We start from the raw sequence: 17,506 nt of genomic DNA, 5'->3' as shown, positions 1-17,506 counted from the left end.
TGGTAAAGTCTTAGCGGCCAATTGAGCGGTACTCAATCCCTTTCTTTTGGATGCGCTCAGGGTCAAATAAATTTCTGCCGTCGAAAATGACGGGTACACGAAGTTGCTGTTTTATAAGCTCGAAATCTGGCGCTTTAAATACTTGCCACTCAGTCACAATGACCAATGCATCTGCACCCTTAATAGCCGCCTCTTTAGTGCCACACAGGCTCAGGTCGTTTCGGCTGCCATAAATACGCTGAGTTTCTTCCATAGCTTCCGGATCATAGGCTTGAACGCTTGCACCTGCTTTCCAGAGGGACTCCATCAATACTCGACTAGGGGCTTCACGCATATCGTCAGTATTGGGTTTGAAACTAAGCCCCCACAAAGCGAAAGTCTTGCCATTCAAGTCGCCATCAAAGTGTTTTGATATCTTCTTGAACAGCACAGATTTCTGTTCGTCATTGCGGCTTTCTACGGCTTTGAGCACTTTGGCGTCAAAGTCAATGCTGTCGGCGGTTTTGATCAGGGCCTGCACATCTTTAGGGAAACACGAACCGCCATAACCAACGCCGGCATACAGGAATTGATAGCCAATGCGCGGGTCGGAACCGATGCCCAAACGTACCATCTCGATATCAGCGCCAAGCATTTCTGCCAGGTTTGCCATCTCGTTCATAAAGCTGATTTTGGTCGCCAGCATGCAATTAGCAGCGTATTTGGTCAGTTCTGCGCTGCGAACATCCATGACGATGATTTTTTCGTGATTGCGATTGAAGGGCGCATACAACTCGCGCATGACATCTTCAGTGGCCGTGCAACTGGTGCCGATCACTATTCGGTCAGGGCGCATGCAGTCGGCTACGGCGGAGCCTTCTTTTAGAAACTCCGGGTTGGACACCACGTCGAAGGTCAGATCACTGCGCTGGCGCTGTACCAAGACTTGAGCAATGCGCGCACTAACTTTGTCAGCGGTTCCGACTGGGACCGTAGACTTGTCTATGATGATTTGTGGACGCTCCATATGCTGGGCAATGGTCTCTGCGACCGCCAGTACGTATTTAAGGTCGGCTGATCCATCTTCGTCAGGCGGTGTGCCCACGGCGATAAACTGCACTTCGCCATGCTTGACCCCAGCAGCGGCATCGGTGGTGAAGTTCAATCGGCCCGCTGCGTAGTTTTCTTTGACCAGTGCTTCAAGTCCTGGTTCGTAGATCGGGATATGGCCTTGTTTAAGGCGTTCGACCTTATTGGCATCGATGTCAATACACACGACGTCGTGCCCAACTTCGGCGAGCACTGCGCCTTGGACCAAACCGACGTAACCGATGCCAAAAACTGTGACTTTCATGTCGATTCCCTTTAAACGTAAAGCGGGTGATAAAAGTAGAAAAGTTAGGTCTTGCAGGACTGAATATCGACTTGCTGCGGTATTGAGCTGTGCGGTTTATATTGATTAGACACGCTACCGCCCCAGGATTATTCGCCAATCCCTGAGAGCACTTACATTAGGTTCAAATGTTATGTTGCAAGTTGTCTTTGTACTGAGAGAGCGCCCTTGAACTCTCAAGGGCGCTTGTTAATTACGCTAAGTGTGCTGTTTAAACGTTGTCGGACTTATATTCGTAGTTGTAGTAACCATAAGCGCCATAACCGTATTTGGCCGAGGCGCGCTTTTCAACGCCATTGAAAATAGCGCCTTTCAGATCAATACCATTTTGTGCAAAGCGGCGCATGGTCAGTTCAACCTCGCGGGCCGGGTTGAGCTCAAAGCGGGTCACAATCAGGTTGGTGCCCGATTGGCGGCCAACAATGGCAGCATCGGTCACGGCCAAGAAGGGCGGGGTGTCCAGAATAACCAAGTCATATAGAGCGCTAACTTTGTCGAGGAACTCTGTGAAGTTCTTGTGCATCAACAGCTCAGACGGGTTCGGCGGAACTTGACCACGACCAATGACGTGGAGATTTTCGATTTCGGAGTGGTGTATGGCTGTGTCTAGATCACAGCGTTTTACCAGTAGGTCGGACAGGCCGTTTTCGACAGGGATGCCAAACATTTTATGGATATAGCCTTTGCGCATATCCACGTCTACCAGCAACACACGCTGGCCCGACTGTGCAATCACGGCCGCCAGGTTGGACGAGATAAAGGACTTGCCGACCTTGGGGCTTGGCCCGGAAATCATTAATCGGTTGTTATCGGCTTCCAGCATGGCAAAGTGCAGGCTAGTCCGCAGGCTGCGCAAGCCTTCAATCGCCAGGTCGGTGGGGTGGCTGCTGGCCAATAGCGGAGTAGCGCGGGTGCCACGGCCTTTAGTGCTTTTATCGTCTTCAACTTTTTGCAGCGAGCTGAAAGGAATCGAGGCATAAACCGGCAAACCGAGTCTTTCGATGTCATCCGGGTTTTCGACGCCGCGGTTAAGTGCTTTGCGGAACAGTACATAGCCAATGGCTATAAACGCACCCAGCAGGGTTGCAATCAGCACGATAAGGGGTTTTTTGGGTTTGATCGGATTACTCAGGTCTACATCCGCTGTGTCGATCAGGCGGGCATTACCTACAGTGCCAGCGCGCATCACGTCCAGCTCTTGGGATTTATTCAGCAACTGGGTATAAATTTCGGTGCTTACTTTCACGTCACGCGTCAGGCTCAGCAGTTCTTGCTGGGTCGTAGGCAGGCCTTCAACTTGTTTGGCCAAGCGGTTTTGTTTGCTGGTCAGTTCAGCCAGTTGGGCCAGTAATGCGCGGTAGGCTGGATGCTGCGGCGTGTATCTGCGGTCCATCTCTGCTTGTTGCAGTTTCAACGTTGAGATGCTGGTATCCAGTGCCACGATCTGGTCGAGGATAGCCTTCGCTTCTAGGCTGATATCAATCGACTTGCTGCGAATCTGGAATGCATTCAATGCATTTTCGGCTTTTTCCAGATCTTTACGCACCTGTGGCAGTTGATCTTTGAGGAAGCTGAGGCTTTGCGCGGCTTCGGCTGAAGTGCGATCAATATTTTGCTTCACGTAGAGGTGAGCAATCTCATTCAATATGGTTATTGCTTTGGCTGGTTCTGTGCTGTCGAGTGAGAGCCCGATCATTCCGGATTCTTTGCCTCGCTCAGTAACATCTAACGCATATTGATAATTCAATATCGTGGTTAAGCGCGGGCTACGACTTACGCTAAAGGTCGTGCCGGGGTTCGCTACCAACGAGTCGACTTTTAACTTGATGTTGTTTTCGTTGCAGACTTGCCCAACCTGGCACTTGACTAACAGGTTGTCGTCGTCATCCAGCAAGGTAAAACTTCCGCCTTCGCCGCTGACTAGGGTTAGTTGTTTGCCTAGTAATGTCTGGGGAAGAGTTAACTCAGCTATTTTCAGTTTCTCACCACCCCAAGCGAAGCTTTTTGCGCCTAACCAAGGCGTTGCCAAATTGCTTTCAGGGGTTGGCTTAAAGCGCCGGTAAATAAACTCGCCCACTAGCGGGAAGTAGTTGGGCTGTACCTGAATGTCCAACTTCAGGTTATCAACAGCGGCCCCAATGTTCTTGCGCGACTTTATCAGCTCAATTTCTGTTGCGGAGGGTGACTCCTTGCCAAGCATGCTACCGATATCCGAGAACCCTAGCGGATCACCTTTCTTCGGCTCAACCTGAACCAACGCATTCGCCTGGTAAACAGGCGTCGCCAGCAACGCATACGCAACACCCGCGGCCATAAAGACGCCGGTAACACCTGCGATCAACCATTTATGATCGATCAGCGTACCCAGCAACCCCATAAGGTCGATTTCGTCGTTATCGTCGTCGTGTTCATGGGGCTTTGTCACGGGTGCTTGCTGCATAGTTCGATTCTTTATCTTCACAGGTATTCGAGAAATGACTCAGCGCTTGAGGCGCTGGGCCCATGCATTTACTGCGCCATCAATCAACGCGTACGCGTGTATAAAGGCAGGCATGCCTTGACGGTAGGGGTCGTCGATTTCGTGGTTGCCTTGCCATTTGCTCAGCAGGAACACTTTGCCGCGTGCTTCTGGTGCGATTTTCAGTACACCGTCAATGTGTTTCTTCTCCATGACAAGGATCAGATCCGAGTCATTTATCAGAGAAGAGTTCAATTGGGTACCGCTGTGGTCGCTCAGGACATGACCTTTGCTCTCAAGGACAGCGCGCGCGTTTTTTTCGATGGGGTGTTTTTCGAGTGCGCCAAGGCCCGCTGAGCTTACGACGATGTCGGAAGGTGCGAGGGCGACCCGCAATAAGTGCTCTGCGGTAGGACTGCGGCAGATGTTGCCGACGCAGACAATCATGATTCGTTTAAACAAGGCAGCTTCCTTTGTGCCAAACATGCTCAGCCGGCGAGAGCATTCAACTAATCGTCACGTCCGCCATTCCCATTCAGGCAATGGCTGTACCCGTCTATAAAAGCCTATGCGCATCAATTGCTATGTGGACATGGCCTTCACAAGGCAACAGTTCCTTCTGTCTTATTACAGATAAAGGCCGGTGTGAAGTTGGAGATGCGAAAATATTAACGGCGAAGCGTCTGTAAGATCAACCTTTATATCTGGATGTAACGCAAGCCGCTATATATAGCTTTTTTCAATTGTTTTTACCTGACAAAAAATAACATTTCCTCTGTTTTAAGCTGACTAAAAATAACATTAGTGAATGCTGTAATGTCTTGTCTCGGGGGAGTGTGGTAATGGCGGTTTTCGCTCTGGCCAAGTATTTATGCGGTTTGCAGGGCAGGTTGTGCGGGCTTCAGGGCAGGAGGCCAGGGCAGCGTGCTGCCGCGAATAGGGCGGATACTGGCATTTTGACCACTCCCGGCTCGGCGCACCTTTATCGCGCAGGGTCTGTACACGCGACCGTGAAATCGGGTGGCGGGGCTACGTGGCTTCTCTCGTAAAAAACGCACATTTATATCTTGTGCACATGCAGACTTATGCATTTTAAGTTGTATAACTATTCATTTTAACTTAGGGGTGGTGGCACTGTGATATTGATGTCCGAATTCAAACATGTATTGCTGCGATAGCGGTAAATATTGGTTCAATGCGTCGGGTTATTGCTGAGTTCTGGTTCTCAATAATGCACGACAAGTGCGTTATATGACGGTTAGCTAACGCTTCAAGTTAGTGCAAATGTGCTAGGTATTGCACATTGATGAAGCGGGGGCGGGTTTAGGCGCCTTGCTCCATCTGTCGAAATGTCTGACAGAAGAATTGACCGGATTCGTCCTACGCAGTTAACTGTATATTCATACAGTAATTGAAAGGCGTGTGTCATGGGCTTCACTCTCTTGGGTCCTCTTGCTGAAGGTGGCGTTCGCCTGCCGCGGTGTTCGTTCAAGATTCCGGCGGGTTTCCCCTCGCCAGCAACGGATCATATGGAGGCACCCATTTCGCTGGATGAGGTGTTGAGCCTGCGTGCGCCGCATGTGTTTTTGGTGACGATTGATGGCGACAGCATGCAAGGGGTGGGGATTTTTTCCGGGGATCTGGCGGTGGTTGACCGTTCGATTGAGCCGGTTGACGGGCATGTGGTGGTAGCGCTGCTCAATAACGACCCCATTTGCAAACGCCTGTGTATTCGCGGTAAGCGCGTCATTCTGTGTTCCGAGAACACCCAGTATCCGGATCGTCATGTGCTGGAGGGTGATGATCTGTCTATTTGGGGGGTGATTACTTATAGCGTGCGCAGCCATGGTCATTAAGCCTGATCCGGTTTTTGCGTTGATTGACTGCAATAGCTTTTATGCCAGTTGCGAGCGGGTATTTCGTCCCGACCTGGCTAAAGTGCCGATTGTGGTGCTGAGTAATAACGATGGCTGCGTTATTGCTCGCAGTTATGACGCCAAGCCCCACGTGAAAATGGGCGAGCCGTATTTTCAGATCAAGCAGCGGCTGGAGGCGTTGGGGATTGTCGCGTTTTCGTCGAACTATGCGCTGTATGGCGATATGAGCGAGCGGGTGATGAGCCTGATCGAGTCGCAAGTGCCAGCGGTCGAGGTTTACAGCATCGATGAGTGTTTTGCGGATTTGACCGGTATTGCGGACCCCGGCGAGATGGGTCGCCGGTTGCGTGCTCAGATTGTGCAATGCACGGGTATTCCGGTTGGGGTGGGCATTGCGCATACCAAAACCCTGGCCAAGTTGGCGAATCACACGGCTAAGCGGTTGCAGGCGCAAACCGGCGGGGTGGTTAACTTGTGCGGTGAGCATGAGCGGCACTGGGTGCTGCGCAATACAGCGGTGTCTGAGGTCTGGGGGGTGGGGCGGCGGATGACGTTGCATTTGCAAGGCATGGGCATTTTGAGCGCCATGGACCTGGCCAAGGCTGAGCCGTGGATGTTGCGCAAAAAATTCAGTGTGGTGATTGAGAAGACCGCTCGGGAGCTGGCCGGGACGTCGTGTCTGGAGCTGGATGAGCCCGATCCGCCGAAGCAGGAGATCTGTTGCAGTCGCATGTTTGGCAAGCGCCTGACGACCATCGCACCCATTAAAGAAGCCGTTGCTACCTATATGATGCGCGCCTCGGAAAAGCTCCGGGCGCAGAAGTCTTATTGCCATAAGGTGCGGGTCAGCATTCGCACCGGGATGTTCAACCCCGACGAAGCCAAATACGCCAGGGGGGTGGTGGTGACGTTGCCGTACCCGACCGATGATGTGCGGCTACTGACCAAGGTGGCGGTTGAGGCGGTGGAGCAGGTGTTTCAACCGGGCTTTAGATACAGCAAAGCGGAAGTGATGTTGCTGGATCTGCGTCAGCCAGGCGAGTTCACCGATGATTTATTCGCGATCAATCAGCCCGCTGAAGCGTCGCGGGTGATGGCCGTGCTCGATGAGATTAACGGGCGCTGGGGGCGCGGCACGTTGCGTGCGGCCAGTGTGCCGGCGCATCCGGAGTGGGGCATGCGCCGGGAATTGATGAGCCAAGGCTATACCACCCGCCTGGATCAGTTGTGGCGGGTGGGGTGAGAGTGCCTGTGTCGATCAAGGCATATGCGGCAGTTCGTGCGGGCGCAGGTCGAACACCAGCACTTCAGCGTCCACGCCATGGCTGAGGGTCAGTGTGTGTTCGTCGCGTACCCGTATGCCGTCACCTTCCTGCAACGCCAAGCCGTTCAGTTCGACTTGCCCTCGAGCCACGTGGACATAGGCGTAGCGATTATTGGCGAGGGTCACGCTGGCACGCTCCTGGCCGTCGATCAGAGCGGCATACACCCGCGCATCCTGGCGCACCCGCAGTGAGCCGTGAGCGCCGTCCGGGGAGATGATCAGTTGCAGGCGGCCGCGTTTTTTCTCCGGGCTGAAATGCTCTTGTTGATAGCGCGGTTTGGCGCCTGTGGTGTCCGGCACGATCCAGATTTGCAGAAAGTGCACAGGCCGGTCAGCTGAGTGGTTGTACTCGCTGTGGGCCACGCCGCTGCCTGCACTCATCAGTTGTACGTCGCCAGGGCGGATGACCGAGCCGGTGCCCAGGGTGTCCTTGTGCTCCAGTGCACCTTCAAGCACGTAAGAAAAAATCTCCATGTCGCGGTGCGGATGCTGGCCAAAGCCTTTACCGGCGGCCACTCGGTCGTCGTTGATCACCAACAGATCAGAAAAGCCTTGCTCCTGCGGGTTGCGGTAACTGGCAAACGAGAAGGTATGAAACGACTTCAGCCAACCATGATTGGCCAGACCGCGATCAGTTGCTTTGCGTAGAGTCAGCATGGGGACATCTCCTGGCATGGGACGTGTGTTCGTCCGATTGAGGAGAAGGTTAATGGTTACTGGAAGGCGCAATAAGTAGATGAAAATTGAATAACTGTCGCGTATGGGTTGACAGCCTTAGGCGTGTACAGAAATGAGTTCAGTCCACCGGTCAAACGCAATGCAAGCTTTTGACCTGGTTTTTGACCTGGTTTTTGACCTGGTTTTTGATCTAAAGCGCCCCCTTAAACCACGCTGGCCGAGCGCAGGTATTGGGCCGTGGGTAACCCGGCAGGACGCCGGGTTAGCCGCGACACGGCCATGGATGGCCGATCGCGGCGGGCCCACGGAACAATGCCTGTGGTGAGGGCATACCGAGCCTGGGCGAGGTACCGAGTGGTAGGGGCAAGAGCGTTTTGGTTACTTTGTCGCTCTTAACAAAGTGACACGCCGTAAGGGCGTAACCCGTAAAAAGCCGTTGCGCAACTAAGGGATATGTACATAAAACACCGATAAAACACTGCCGTTGCCGCGCCAGATCGCAGCCTGCGGCAGCGGCTACAGGAATATGTAAAGAAGTGACACGCCGTAAGGGCCGGAACCTGTAACTTAACGCGTACTGAAAACGTTTTATGGAGCCCGGATGTTGAGCGCAGGAGCCGTTATGAATGACCTCCCGGTGGCGTTTGGACCTTTTGTATTGCTGGGGCGCCAGCGCTTGTTGTGCCAGAACGATCGGCCGCTGCGGCTGGGCGGGCGAGCGCTGGATATTTTGCAGGTGTTGATCGAACACGCAGGTGCGGTGGTCAGCCCGGATGTGTTGATGACCCGGGTGTGGCCGTCTTCGGTGGTCGAGGCCAGTACTTTGCGGGTGCATATCGCCGCGCTGCGCCGAGTATTGGGGCATGGCCAGGACGGTCAGCGCTATATCGTTCATGTGCCAGGCCAGGGTTATTGTTTTGCCGCAGCGCTGCGCCCTGTGCCGCTGGCACCGCGTAAGCACAATTTACCGGGGCGATTGACGCCCGTGATCGGCCGCAAAGCGTTGATCGCGCGCGTGGCGGCGCACTTGTCAGGCCAGCGCTGCATCACCTTGGTTGGGCCCGCAGGCATCGGCAAGACCACGCTGGCATTGAGCGTCGCTCAATCATTGCTTGGGCAATATGCCAACGGCGTCTGGCTGGTTGACTTGGCGACCCTCAGCGATCCAGCACAGTTACCCGCACTTGTAGCCAAAACCTTGGGCCTTGAAGCGGGGCTTGATGAGTTGTCAGGCTGGCAGGCGTTGTTGGTGTTTGACAGCTGTGAGCCGGTGCTGGATGGCTGTCGGGTGCTGGTAGACGAGTTACTGTCGACGGCGCCGCAGTTGACGATTCTGGTCACCTCCCGCGAGCCGTTGTCCGCGCGCGAAGAGATGCTGCTACCGGTGCCGGGCCTTTCAGTGCCTGCGTTGTGGGACATGCACAGTGTGGATCAGGTGCAAAGCTGCTCGGCCGTGCAGATGCTGGTGCGCTGTGCTCGCGCCCGGCAGCAAGGGTTTAGCGTGCGTGAGCAGGATGTGCAGACCGTGCACGATATTTGTCGACGTCTGGACGGCATCCCGCTGGCCATCGAACTGGCAGCGGCGCACATCGACAGTCTGGGGCTGGTCGGGTTGCATGCACAGTTGGGGCGCGGTTTTTTGCGTCTGGCTCAGGGCCGTCGTACGGCGGTGGCCCGTCATCAAAGTCTGTACGCCGCATTGGACTGGAGCTATGGGCGGCTGAGCACAGTTCAGCAGGCGGTGTTGCAACGTCTGGCGGTGTTTAAAAAGAGTTTCAGTCTGGACGCGGCCCTGCACGTGATCAGTGACGAAGAGCTGTCCACGACGCTCGCGCGTGGGGCTATCCCGCGCTTAGTGGCCACTTCGCTGCTGACATTGGAGGCGAGCGGCGAGGTGACGCGCTATCGCTTGTTGCACACCACCCGTGCCTATGCCCTGCACAAGCTGGAGCGCAGTGCTCAGTTGTGGGCGCTTGAGCAGCGCTACCGGCGCTATATAAGCCGTGGGCGCGGGCTGTCATTGGTCGCGCTGGAGCCGGCCGAGCAGATGCCGCACGTCGGTTAGCGCCGGGGTGTCCAGGCCCTCGCTGTAGCGTTGGTAGATCGGAGCCAGTAAGGCGTGGGCTTGCTGCGCGTGGCCTTGCTGTTGCCACAGTCGGGCCAGGCTGGTGGCGCTGCGCAATTGCCAGGCACGCGCGCCTTGGCGGTCAGCCAGCGCCAGGGCTTCAAGCAACAGCGCCTGTGCGGTGTCCGAATCGTCGGTAGCGTGCAGGCCAACGGCCCGCAAGCGCAGGATCTCTGCACCACACCAGCCCGCAGTGCCGGTACGGGCACGTTGCAGCAAATTATCATCGATAGGGCCGCCGTTGAGGGTCAGCACCATGTGCTGGATCAGCCCATCGTCCGGGTGCAAGGGCGCGGGTGCGCTGTTGGGTGCGATGACCTGCGCATAGTGCTGCCCCCAGGTGTAAAACAGCTGCACGGCGTGTAATTGCGATTGCTCCAGCAGCAGGTGCAACAGTTCCTGGGCGGTTGTGTGATCGCCGTTGTAATGGGCAATCGGGCACCCAGCCAGCGCCAGGGTGTAGCAAATAGACGTGCTGTGGTTGATTTGCAGGGCAATGTCCAAGGCCTGACGCGCGGTGCGCCAGGCGCTCTCGGGTTGGCCCTGCAACCATAAAATGCGCGCCAGCAGGGTCAGCGCGGCAACGCTCTGGTCGTACTGCACGCCAAAACCAGAGGTAAAGCGATTGCGGTGTCCGTTGTGAGCCATGCGTTGCAGCACCTGTTCGGCATTGCTGCGGGCCAGCACCTGCTCACCGGCAAAGTGCAAAGCCAGGCCGCGCAGGCGATCGGTGCTGAGGCTCAGGTCAGGCTCGCTGTGCAGGCCCAGTTGATCACAGTGGCGGCTTTGTTCCAGCGCCTCTGGGTAGTCGCCGCAGAGCAGGTTGGCCGCCATATGCCCGGACATCGCCCGCAGTTGACCGACCCTGTCGTTGCAGGTCTGCGCCAGTGCTTTGGCGCTGGCGAAGGCTTGGTGCGTGGCCGGAATGCCGCCTCGGGCGTGGTAACTGGCGTTGCCGAGGGCCAGTTTGAGGGCCATTGCCAGACGCGGACTCGGCTGCGTGCCCGCCTCCAGCAGGCGCAGCGCCTTGCGCACGTAGGCGCCGTGTTCTCTGGGCAATGACAGTTCCTGCCATAGCGGGGTCGACACCGCGGTCAGATTAATCGCTAGCGTGTGTGGGCCTTGAGCGCTCAAACCCCAGTCCAGCGTGGCCCGCACGTCTTCCAGGCAGTGGGCGTAACGTTCGATCCATTGCGCGGTGGGGGTTTGCTCCCAGGTGTTTTGGGCCTGTTGCATCACGTTGAGGCAGCATTCGGCCAAGCGCTGGCGGGTGGCGTGGTGCTCTGCGGGCGGGTCGAGTTTTCCCCGGGCATAGCTGCGGGTGGTTTCAAGCAGGCGATAGAGCACCTCGTGGTCACCGACCTGCACTGTAAGCAGGGACTTGGCCACCAATTGGCTGATGGCGTTGCACACCGCGCCGGGCTCCAGTGTGTTGTCGCCGGTTACGGCTGTGGCGCATTGCAGGGTAAACGCGCCGCGAAACACGCTCAGTCGGCGCAGGCAGATCTGCTCATCGGGGCTGAGCAGGGCATGGCTCCAGTCCAGCGTTGCACGCAGCGTCTGGTGTCGGGCCAGCGGTGTCTGAGCGCCATCGGTGTGCAAGTCGAGGTTGTCTTGTAACTGCAACAGCACCCCCTCAAGACCCAGCGGGCCGATGTGCGCCGCGGCCAATTCGATGGCCAGCGGGATGCCGTCCAGGCGTCGGCACATATCGATCAGCAGCGGCAGTTGCTCGGTGCGCAGTTCGAACTGCTCATGGCTGGCCGTCGCCCGTTCGATGAACAGTTGCAAGGCCGAAAAGCTCAGCGCATGGCTGCGCTCCAGGCGCGGCTGAGCAGGTGGGTAGTCGAGGCCGTCGAGACGTTGCACGTATTCGCCTTCGGCCCGCAATGCTTCACGGCTGGTGGCCAGAATATGCACCTGCGGGGCACCGCGCAGCACGCGTTCACACAGCTCGGCCACGGCGTGGATCAGGTGCTCGCAGTTGTCGATAACCAGCAGCAGGTGCTGGTCGTGCAACAGGGTGCACAGCTCTGTTGTGCACTGGCTGTCGCGCAGGGGCAGGCCGAGCAGTGTGGCCAGTTGCGGGATCATCAGGGCGGGGTCGCTGATGGGGGCCAGATCGAGCAGGTGAATCCCATGCCGGTAGTGACCGATCAACTGTTCGGCGGCTTGCAGGGCCACCGTGGTTTTGCCGATGCCGCCGGGTCCGGTCAGGGTAATGAAGCGCTGGCGTGCCAGATGCAGCAACAGGTTGCCGAGCACGGCCTGACGCCCGATCACGCGTGCGCGACGCAAGGGCAGGTTATGCCGCTGGGTGCTGGCGGGCGGGTTGGACGTCAACGGGGCGTGGCCGTCTTTGGCCAATGCGCCGACAAAGCTGTAGCCGCGCTGGGCCACGGTGACGATAAAGCGCTGGCCGTTTTGCCCATCGCCCAGGGCTTTGCGCAGCGCGGCCATGTGCACGCGCAGATTGATCTCCTCAACTACGCTATTGGGCCAGAGCTGTGCAATCAATTGCTGCTTGCTGACCACCGAGCCGGGGTGCTCAAGCAGCAACAACAGAATATCCATCGCCCGACGACTCAGGCGCAATGGCTGCTCAGCGTCCAGGATCAGGCGTTGCCCGGGGTAGACCCGGTAAGGACCAAAATGCACGACTTGCTCAGGGCAAAGCGTCAAGGGGCAGCTCCAATGGCGAGGTGTGCGGGAAGTGGCGACTAGGCTCTGTACGAAATATATCTGCGCTCGGTTATGCGGCGTTGAAAACAGGCTCGGAATGCTCATTTACAATCCGTAAACTCCGCTTCCTCGCCTGTTTTCGCCTTGCCTAACCTTCGCTCGAAAACATTTCGTACAGAGCCTGAAAATTAACAACGATTAACTCGTCGTGCACCTGCTCTGAGGCTAAAACTCAGTTCTTTGCATTCAGGTACGGAGCGTTTAGTGATGGCTGACTCCCATTCGGTTGAAGCGCCTGCCGAGCGGCCGGGGTTTGACGAGGTGGTCACGCTGGTGATCAAGCACCGGGTCCGCGCGGGTTTCGAAGAACCCTATGCGGCCTGGTTGCGCAATATTGTCAGCGTGGCGGGGCAACGCACAGGGCATTTGGGCGTGGACGTGATTCGTGGCAAACAGGCGGGGCTCGACAGCTACACCTGCGTGCTGCGCTTTTGCTCCACCGAGGCCATGCAGCACTGGCTCGACTCCCCGGAACGGCTGGCGCTGGTCGAGCAAGCGACGCCGATGCTGGCCGATGGCGATCAGACGGAGGTCAACCCGGTCAACGAATTCTGGTTCTCGCCGCAGAGCGCTTCACCCCCGCCGCGCTGGAAACAGGCGCTGCTGACGCTGCTGGTGATTTTCCCGCACACCTTGTTGGTGCCACTGGTCTGGCGCCCGCTGCTGCAACTCCATCCTTTTTTATCGAATTACCTGATAGCGACGTTTTTGATCACCCTGACCATTGTGCTGTCGGTGGTGTACGTGTTTATGCCCGCCGCGACGCGGCTGTTCGCCCCTTGGTTGCAAGGCAAGCCCTAATGACGTTGTCGAAGGAGATGCAATGAACGCCGACTTGATTCTGTTCAATGGCCGGTTTACTACCGTCGACCGAGAAAACCCGCACGCCAGCGCCGTGGCGATCAGCGATGGCCGGTTTGTCGCGGTGGGCACCGATGCGCAGGCGATGGCCTTGCGCGGGGCGAATACCCACGTGATCGACCTCAAGGGTCGTTGCGTGATCCCCGGCCTCAATGACTCGCACTTGCACCTGATCCGGGGCGGCCTGAACTACAACCTTGAACTGCGCTGGGAGGGTGTGCCCTCGCTGGCGGATGCCTTGCGCATGCTCAAGGCGCAGGCTGAGCGCACCCCGACGCCGCAATGGGTGCGGGTGGTGGGCGGCTGGAATGAGTTCCAGTTTGCCGAAAAGCGCATGCCGACCCTGGAAGAGTTGAATCAGGCGGCGCCAGATACCCCGGTGTTTGTGCTGCATCTCTATGACCGTGCTTTGCTCAACCGAGCGGCGTTACGTGTGGCCGGTTACACCCGCGACACCCCGAACCCGCCGGGTGGCGAGATTGTGCGCGACCGCAATGGCGAACCCACCGGAATGCTGGTGGCGCGCCCGAATGCCATGATTCTGTACGCGACCCTGGCTAAAGGCCCGACGTTGCCACTGGAGTACCAGGTCAACTCGACCCGCCAGTTTATGCGTGAACTCAATCGCTTGGGCCTGACCAGTGCCATTGATGCGGGCGGCGGTTTTCAGAACTACCCAGACGACTATGCCGTGATCGAGCAGTTGGCCAAAGACCAGCAACTGACTGTGCGCATCGCTTACAACCTGTTTACCCAAAAGCCTAAACAGGAACTGACTGACTTCAAAAACTGGACCAGCAGCGTGACCCTGCACCAGGGCGACGATTACCTGCGGCACAACGGCGCTGGGGAAATGCTGGTGTTTTCGGCGGCTGATTTTGAAGACTTCCTGGAGCCGCGCCCGGATCTGGCGCACAGCATGGAAAGCGAACTGGAACCAGTGGTACGCCATTTAGTGGAGCAACGCTGGCCGTTTCGTTTGCATGCAACTTACGACGAATCGATTTCGCGCATGCTGGATGTGTTTGAACGCGTCAACCGAGACATCCCGTTCAAGGGTTTGCCGTGGTTTTTTGATCACGCTGAGACCATCACCCCCCAAAACATCGAGCGGGTGCGGGCGCTGGGTGGTGGCATTGCGATTCAGGACCGCATGGCGTTTCAGGGTGAGTATTTTGTTGAGCGATATGGCGCCCAAGCTGCCGAAGCCACGCCCCCGATCAAGCGCATGCTGGCCGAAGGCATTCCAGTAGGGGCGGGCACCGACGCCACCCGCGTCTCGAGTTACAACCCGTGGACATCGTTGTACTGGATGGTCAGCGGGCGCACCGTCGGCGGCCTTTCATTGCACGAGGAAGGCCTGCCTCGCTTGACCGCGCTGGAGCTGTTCACCCATGGCAGCGCCTGGTTCTCCTCGGAACAGGGCAAGAAGGGCCAGATCAAGGTCGGGCAACTGGCGGATGTAGCGGCCTTGAGTGCCGATTTTTTCAGCGTCGATGAAGAAGCCATCAAGTGGATCGAGTCAGTGCTGACGGTGGTTGGCGGCAAGGTGGTATACGCCGCTGGTGATTTTTCGAGCCTGGGCCCGGCCAGCGTGCCGGTGCTGCCGGACTGGTCGCCGGTGGTCAGCGTGCCAGGGCACTGGCGCCCGAGCGCGCCCCTGCAGGCTCAGGTGCATCAATGCAGCGGGCCCTGTGCCGTGCATTCCCACCGCCATGAACGCGCGCGTGTTTCCAATGTCCCGGTCAGTGATTTCCAAGGCTTTTGGGGCGCGTTTGGCTGTTCGTGTTTCGCTTTCTGAATGTCCCTTCGCGTCGGCCTTGCGGGCTGGCGCATTCCACAACGTTTGATCCCAAGGAGTTACACATGAGCAACGGTCCCGCTTACAAGCGCTTAAACAAAGATGATGCGGTGGTGCTGCTGGTCGACCACCAGACGGGCCTGATTTCGCTGGTACAGGACTTCTCGCCCAATGAGTTCAAGAACAACGTGCTGGCGCTGGGGGATGTCGCCAAGTTTTTCAACCTGCCGACCATTCTGACCACCAGCTTTGAAAGCGGGCCGAACGGGCCGATGGTGCCCGAGCTTAAGGAGCTGTTCCCGGATGCGCCGTACATTCCGCGTCCGGGCCAGATCAATGCGTGGGACAACGAAGACTTCGTCAAGGCGATCAAGGCCACAGGGCGCAAACAACTGATCATTGCCGGTGTGGTGACGGATGTCTGCGTGACGTTCCCGACCTTGTCGGCACTGGCCGAAGGTTTTGACGTGTTTGTGGTGACCGACGCCTCGGGCACTTTCAACGAAACGGTGCAGCAGGCAGCCTGGGCGCGGATGACTGCCGCCGGTGCGCAACTGCTCAACTGGTTTTCGGTGGCGTGTGAGCTGCAAGGTGATTGGCGCAACGACATGGAAGGCCTGGCCAACCTGTTGTCGCAACGCATTCCCAACTATCGCAACCTGATCAACAGCTATACGGCGCAAAGCGCGAGGTAAGGCACAACACTGCCCGTAGGAGCGAGCTTGCCTCGCGATCTTTTGATCTATTAAAAGATCGCGAGGCAAGCTCGCTCCTACAGAGGGTTTGTCGTTGTGCAAAAACAGGGGCGAGCAGGCGATTAACGCTTCAACCACCCCAAAAAGCCGCCTTTCTTGATCGGTGCCGGTTTGGCCATCAGGGCCAGGCGGCTGCTTTGTTCGCGTACTGCTTGCAGTTTGTGCAGCGCCTGGGTCACCTCGGTGCGCTGTTGCATGCATTCGCGGGTCAGGGCTTTGTCGACCCGGTAAATGATGCAAGAGGTCAGCGCGGTGAAGCGGGCTTTGGACGGGGTGTCGTCGAGCATGCTCTGTTCTCCCATCACTTCTCCCGGCCCCATGCGCCCGGCTTCGATGGGCCCGTCTTCACCGGCAATCGTCACGCTGATCACGCCTGTTGCAATCACCATCAAGCTCTCAGGGATGTCGCCCGCGCCCAGCACCACTTGGCCAGCGGCGTATTGCTGCGCGGTCATGGCCTGCGCCAGCCGCTCGCGCTCCTCATCGGCCAGTGAACGGAAGATTTTCACCTCATTGATCAGCGTCCGGGCACGGCTGGCGGGTTCGATCACACCGTCCAGTTGACGCGAAATACCGGCGGCTTCCAGGTGGCGGTGAGCCAGATCAAACAGTTGATTGCGCACCTCGGTTTTGCTGCTTAGCTCGGCAATAAACCCGCTGATGACGTATTCGGACATGCTTTCGCCCGCGTCTTTGAACCAGGCTTTGGGAGCCGGGGTCAGCAACAAGCTGTTGCTGCCCTGTAAGGTGCGATCCAGCGCGTCCAGCACGCGGCGTGGGCGAATATTGTTGGGTACCTGGAGGCTGATTGACACGCCGTGCATGTTGCTGGGGCGGCTCAGGTTGACAATCTTGGCCTTGGCGGCGACCGAATTGGGCACCACCGCCGTGCTGCCGGTGCTGGTCAGCAGATGCGTGGAGCGCCAGTCGATGTCCAGCACTTTGCCTTCGATGCCGTCAATCTGGATCCAGTCATCCACCTGATAGGGTTTGGTGGTGTTGAGCACGATGCCGGAAAACACGTCACTCAGCGTGCTTTGCAGCGCCAGACCGAGCACGATGGCCACCACCCCGGAGGTTGCGAGCAGGCCTTTGACCGGCAGTTCCAGCACATACCCGGCAGCGGCCACAATGGCCACCAGAAACACCAGCGCCCCGACTACATCCTGAAGCAAGTGACCACTGTGGCCGATGCGCCGCATCAACAGCAGGCCGATGACTTCGGTGAACACCCTGGCCGCGTACAGCCACCAGCCGATTCCCAATGCGGTGGCCCCAAGATGCGCGACACTGTCATCGCCTTGCAAGGGCGCCTGCAAGGGGCTGATTCCGGCATTTATGATCAGCGCGCTGAACAGCACAAACAGCCCCAGGCGCAGCCCGACCCGTGCAGCTCGGTGCTGCCAGGGCGCGAGGTGCCAAAGCAGGGCGTCGATCACCAGTACCAGCGCGCTCCATAGCAGGGGGTGACGGTAAAGATCAGGCATGGGCCGCTCCGCAGAGGGGATGGAAG

Annotated in this window: 12 protein-coding genes; 6 read left to right on the top strand and 6 right to left on the bottom strand. The window is 57.5% G+C overall.

From position 1 onward, the window contains the following. Nucleotides 1-10: 10 nt before the first annotated feature. The 3 genes from RHM56_RS14620 to RHM56_RS14610 all read right to left on the bottom strand — a co-directional run bounded on the left by RHM56_RS14620 (nt 11) and on the right by RHM56_RS14610 (nt 4,292). Nucleotides 11-1,333 (bottom strand): UDP-glucose/GDP-mannose dehydrogenase family protein, encoded by a 1,323-nt coding sequence (locus RHM56_RS14620; protein ID WP_322233268.1) that lies wholly within the window; start codon nt 1,331-1,333, stop codon nt 11-13. Between the two features lie 250 nt (nt 1,334-1,583). Continuing rightward, the gene (locus tag RHM56_RS14615) at nt 1,584-3,812 is read right to left on the bottom strand and encodes a polysaccharide biosynthesis tyrosine autokinase (RefSeq protein WP_322233266.1); all 2,229 of its coding nucleotides are present in this window, start codon (nt 3,810-3,812) and stop codon (nt 1,584-1,586) included. A gap of 39 nt (nt 3,813-3,851) precedes the next feature. After that, the gene (locus RHM56_RS14610) at nt 3,852-4,292 is read right to left on the bottom strand and encodes a low molecular weight protein-tyrosine-phosphatase (RefSeq protein ID WP_322233264.1); all 441 of its coding nucleotides are present in this window, start codon (nt 4,290-4,292) and stop codon (nt 3,852-3,854) included. A 965-nt stretch (nt 4,293-5,257) separates the two neighbouring features. Here RHM56_RS14610 and RHM56_RS14605 point away from each other — a divergent pair. Continuing rightward, the gene (locus tag RHM56_RS14605; protein WP_322233262.1) at nt 5,258-5,686 is read left to right on the top strand and encodes a S24 family peptidase; all 429 of its coding nucleotides are present in this window, start codon (nt 5,258-5,260) and stop codon (nt 5,684-5,686) included. Beyond that, complete coding sequence (umuC, locus tag RHM56_RS14600) at nt 5,676-6,950, top strand: translesion error-prone DNA polymerase V subunit UmuC (protein WP_322233260.1); 1,275 nt, start codon at nt 5,676-5,678, stop codon at nt 6,948-6,950. The genes RHM56_RS14605 and umuC overlap by 11 nt, the downstream gene beginning before the upstream one ends. A gap of 15 nt (nt 6,951-6,965) precedes the next feature. Here umuC and RHM56_RS14595 read toward each other — a convergent pair whose 3' ends face one another. After that, complete coding sequence (locus RHM56_RS14595) at nt 6,966-7,688, bottom strand: pirin family protein (protein ID WP_322233258.1); 723 nt, start codon at nt 7,686-7,688, stop codon at nt 6,966-6,968. A gap of 622 nt (nt 7,689-8,310) precedes the next feature. Between RHM56_RS14595 and RHM56_RS14590 the strand changes: the two genes are divergently transcribed. Beyond that, nucleotides 8,311-9,774: an ATP-binding protein gene (locus RHM56_RS14590; RefSeq protein ID WP_416194856.1), complete on the top strand. Its 1,464-nt coding sequence runs from the start codon at nt 8,311-8,313 to the stop codon at nt 9,772-9,774. Here the strand turns inward: RHM56_RS14590 and RHM56_RS14585 are convergent. Next, complete coding sequence (locus RHM56_RS14585; protein WP_322233255.1) at nt 9,727-12,516, bottom strand: ATP-binding protein; 2,790 nt, start codon at nt 12,514-12,516, stop codon at nt 9,727-9,729. The genes RHM56_RS14590 and RHM56_RS14585 overlap by 48 nt on opposite strands. A 267-nt stretch (nt 12,517-12,783) precedes the next feature. Between RHM56_RS14585 and RHM56_RS14580 the strand changes: the two genes are divergently transcribed. The 3 genes from RHM56_RS14580 (at nt 12,784) to ycaC (ending at nt 15,933) form a co-directional block, all read left to right on the top strand. Beyond that, complete coding sequence (locus RHM56_RS14580) at nt 12,784-13,377, top strand: antibiotic biosynthesis monooxygenase (RefSeq protein ID WP_322233253.1); 594 nt, start codon at nt 12,784-12,786, stop codon at nt 13,375-13,377. 22 nt (nt 13,378-13,399) lie between these two features. After that, nucleotides 13,400-15,238 carry an amidohydrolase gene (locus tag RHM56_RS14575; protein ID WP_322233251.1) on the top strand — a complete coding sequence of 613 codons (1,839 nt, stop codon included), beginning with the start codon at nt 13,400-13,402 and terminating at the stop codon, nt 15,236-15,238. Nucleotides 15,239-15,303: 65 nt separating this feature from the next. Then, a complete protein-coding gene (ycaC, locus tag RHM56_RS14570; protein ID WP_322233249.1) occupies nt 15,304-15,933 on the top strand; it encodes an isochorismate family cysteine hydrolase YcaC in 630 nt (209 codons plus the stop codon). 122 nt (nt 15,934-16,055) lie between these two features. Here ycaC and RHM56_RS14565 read toward each other — a convergent pair whose 3' ends face one another. After that, the gene (locus RHM56_RS14565; protein ID WP_322233247.1) at nt 16,056-17,480 is read right to left on the bottom strand and encodes a mechanosensitive ion channel family protein; all 1,425 of its coding nucleotides are present in this window, start codon (nt 17,478-17,480) and stop codon (nt 16,056-16,058) included. Between the last annotated feature and the right edge of the window lie 26 nt (nt 17,481-17,506).

The organism is Pseudomonas sp. CCC3.1 (genome assembly GCF_034347405.1).
In the GTDB taxonomy this organism is placed as follows: Bacteria; Pseudomonadota; Gammaproteobacteria; order Pseudomonadales; family Pseudomonadaceae; genus Aquipseudomonas.
Note: the sequence above shows the minus strand (reverse complement) of the source record. Positions and strands in the feature narration are given on the sequence as shown.